A 3,013-nucleotide genomic window follows, 5' to 3' on the forward strand; every position below is an offset into this window, starting at 1 on the left:
CAACCGACCCGACCAACCAGAGGAGGACGCTCAGTAAATACCGCGCAACGGTGCCTCATTCAGGTTGACAGGTTCCGGTTCACCTATGCCGCTTGATGACGACCCCAAGACAACAGACTGCTCCCCCGCTGACCCGCGAGCAATGGCTTGCCGTCCGAAAACTGTTCAGGCCCAGACCTAGATCGGCGTAATCCGCACGTCCCCCGGCAACGCGCGGACGCGCTTCGCCAGCTTCGGTACGACTACCTCAAACAGGGAGCGCACCACATACCGACGCTCGGCCATCGTCAGCTCGGGCCACTGAGCCGGGTCAAGCTCAAGCTCGGACGGCGTTTCGATCGTGGCCCGCAGTCCTTCAATCCGTGCCGTCAGGTTTCGCTCGACCCGACCGAACGCGCCAGCACTGACTTTGCCGATGATAGCCTCGGCCTCCCACTCAGCCAGTCGCCGCTCTAGTTCTTCGATTTCCGCTATTACGGCAGTGTCGTCAACGTTGTCAGAGTCGTAGTCGGATGGATCAATTCCACTGAGCCGCTTGAAGATTTCGTCCTCGACCGCTTTGTCGAGCATCTCGGCCAGCCGGGACACATGACCCTTTCGGCAATCGTAGTAGGGCATTCGGCCGTCTCTGGCTCTATACCTCAGTCCCTCCGCACATACGCCGCACTTGGCTATCCCGCTGAGTAGGTGCTTCGGCTCGGGGCCTGGTTGGGAGTTGTAGCCGTAGAGCGCCCGCATGCGCGTGTCCCGCGACTTTAATTGTCGGTGCTGCTGTTTGGTGATGATGCCAGGCCAAGACGCCTCGCCGACGACCTTGCCCTGGTGTTGCCGAAGGCCCGCCAACGCAGGATTGAGCAGTGCCCTCCGTAGCGTCGTCGGCGTCGTAGGGGCGTAGCCGTCAGTGGTTTTCAGCCACTCCAATACGGAGTACTGAGACTCACCCGCAAGCAGCCGCTCGACCGCCTCACGAACTCTCGGAGCCTCGACAGGATCCGGCTCCCACTGCGGCCGTAGTCGTCCATGGGCGTCGTTCTCTCTAATGGCCAGGTATCCCCAAGGGGGACGGCTCATCGGCCGCCCATCAGCCGCTGAGGCCCGCTTTCCGCGCAGCACACGAGTGCGTATGCGCTCCGACTCGTACTCGGCTACGAGAGCGTCCAGGCCACCCGTGAAGCGGTCATCACCAGAGGTGAGGTCGAGTGTTCGCCCGGCATAGGACAGCGGCACCTGCAGCTCGGCGCACAGGCTGCGGAGTTCAACCCACTCCTGTAAATCACGCTGCGCCCTGGAGGCCTCCCACACAACGAGGACATCACCTTTGCGGAGATCCTTCTTTAGCTGCCGCCACTCGGGCCGGTCACCGGAATAGCGAGATCGCACCGATCGAGTTGTCGCAGTAGACGGCCCGTACGGGCCAGTTGTTGCGGTTGCACTCTTGGCGGCACTCGCGCTCCTGGTCCTCGACTGACCGTCCGCCAGCCGAGTCCCGTGAGACTCGCGTGTAGATGACAGCGTCCACGAGAGGAATTTAGCACCGTGAATCCGACATTGGCATGGGCGCACGACACCGGCGCCGATCTGGCCAAGACCAACGTCAACGGCGGCGCCATCGCGATCGGACATCCGTTGGGCGCCAGCGGCGCTCGCATCATGACGACCATGGTCAACGCGCTGGAGCAGCGCGGCGGCCGCTACGGCCTGCAGACGATGTGTGAGGGCGGCGGCATGGCCAACGCCACCATCATCGAGCGGCTGGGCTAAGGCGGGTCGCGGTGACTGGTTGACGAGCGGCCACCCGCCTACACTCGGGCTGTGCAACCGATGTTGCGGGTGGATACAGCCGGTGTGCAGGCGATTGCCGACCGCTGGGGTGCTTCAGTGAGCGAGCTGACTGGCCTGGTAGCTCCGGTAGGGCTGGGGCTGTCCTGTCAGGGCAGCACGGCCGCGGTCAACGCCGCCCACGTCGACGTCGCGGCATTCACTGCGCAGCTTGCCGCGCGCGCAAGTGGCCGCGCCACCGCCGTAGTTCAAGCCGACATGCGTTATGTCGCGAATGAAGTGGCTTCGGCCGCCGAGGTTGCCGCTGTCGCTCAACCGGTGACTCACGTATAGCAATGTCCGCGGTCGGGGGGATTCCCAGTCTGTCGGAGCTGTTGGCCTGGCCCACCGACCACCTCACCGAGGCCGCCGACCACTGGGAGACCGTAGGCGAGAGTAGCTACGCAGTAGTCCACCAGGTGTGGCGGGACGCGACGTCTGTTGATTGGCAAGGCGAATCCGCCGACGCGCTGCATGTCGCGACGCACGCCGATCTGACAACCACCAGCGCAGTCGTCGACCAGCTCCAGACCGCAGCCAGCGTCGCGCGCAGTGGAGCCTCGGATCTGTATGCGGCCCGCTCACGAGTGCGTTACGCTGTCGAAGACGCCCTCGCAGCGGGATTCGAAGTGTACCAAGATCTTTGGGTCACCGATCGTAGAGCCGGCGGATCAGGTGCACAGCGGGCCGCTCGGGCGGCCGAGGCGCAAGCGTTGGCTGGTGAAGTCCGCCAGCGGGCGGCACGACTAGTTGTATGAGGCCATGACATTGGTGACGCCGGTGGCGAGTCGTGATGCTGGTGGCTGGCCTGCGGCGGCAGAGTGTGGTCGATGGTAGTTGAAGTGGATGTTCCAGACTTTGAGTGCTTCGGCGCGTTGGGTTTCTGAGGTCCATGTCCTGGCGTAGAGGAACTCTTCGGCCAGGATGCGGTTGTAGCGCTCGACTTTGCCGTTGCGGCGCGGGGTGTAGGGCGTGATGAATTGGTGGCGTGCGCCGTGGAGCACGTGGGCGAAGTCTTTGGCCCGGTAGCAGGCGCCGTTGTCGGTGACGATCCGCTGGATGCGGTCGATGCCATGGACGGCGAACCATACCCGGGCGCGGTGCATGAATCCGATTGCGTGACGGCTTTTTCGTTGTCAAGGGCTTCGGTGTAGGACAGTCGGGAGAACCCGTCGACGGCCGAATGCAGGTACAC

The 3,013-nt window shown here is 63.8% G+C and carries 4 protein-coding genes and 3 pseudogenes; 3 read left to right on the plus strand and 4 right to left on the minus strand.

Features of this window, described 5'->3' with window-relative positions; genetic code table 11:
* Positions 1 to 177 precede the first annotated feature (177 nt).
* The 3 genes and pseudogenes from AWC25_RS17575 to AWC25_RS27875 all read right to left on the minus strand — a co-directional run bounded on the left by AWC25_RS17575 (position 178) and on the right by AWC25_RS27875 (position 1,519).
* A complete protein-coding gene (locus AWC25_RS17575; protein WP_232327445.1) occupies positions 178 to 1,071 on the minus strand; it encodes a recombinase family protein in 894 nt (297 codons plus the stop codon).
* A 15-nt stretch (positions 1,072 to 1,086) separates the two neighbouring features.
* Positions 1,087 to 1,380, minus strand: a pseudogene (locus AWC25_RS27870) (recombinase family protein); the annotation flags it as partial.
* Complete coding sequence (locus AWC25_RS27875; RefSeq protein ID WP_158089760.1) at positions 1,358 to 1,519, minus strand: recombinase family protein; 162 nt, start codon at positions 1,517 to 1,519, stop codon at positions 1,358 to 1,360. The pseudogene AWC25_RS27870 and the gene AWC25_RS27875, both read right to left, overlap by 23 nt.
* A 17-nt stretch (positions 1,520 to 1,536) precedes the next feature.
* On the opposite strand from AWC25_RS27875, the gene AWC25_RS17580 reads away from it, so the two are divergent.
* From AWC25_RS17580 to AWC25_RS27465, 3 genes and pseudogenes are all read left to right on the plus strand, one after another.
* Positions 1,537 to 1,761, plus strand: coding sequence for a hypothetical protein (locus AWC25_RS17580; RefSeq protein WP_069403140.1), 225 nt, complete (start codon positions 1,537 to 1,539; stop codon positions 1,759 to 1,761).
* Positions 1,762 to 1,878: 117 nt separating this feature from the next.
* Positions 1,879 to 2,112 carry a hypothetical protein gene (locus tag AWC25_RS17585; protein ID WP_232327443.1) on the plus strand — a complete coding sequence of 78 codons (234 nt, stop codon included), beginning with the start codon at positions 1,879 to 1,881 and terminating at the stop codon, positions 2,110 to 2,112.
* Between the two features lie 2 nt (positions 2,113 to 2,114).
* A pseudogene (locus AWC25_RS27465) lies at positions 2,115 to 2,570 on the plus strand (hypothetical protein); the annotation flags it as partial.
* Here AWC25_RS27465 and AWC25_RS17595 read toward each other — a convergent pair.
* Positions 2,565 to 3,013: pseudogene (locus AWC25_RS17595) on the minus strand (integrase core domain-containing protein); the annotation flags it as partial. The pseudogenes AWC25_RS27465 and AWC25_RS17595 sit on opposite strands and share 6 nt — an antisense overlap.

The sequence above is a fragment of the Mycobacterium sherrisii genome (genome assembly GCF_002102355.1).
Lineage (GTDB): Bacteria > Actinomycetota > Actinomycetes > Mycobacteriales > Mycobacteriaceae > Mycobacterium > Mycobacterium sherrisii.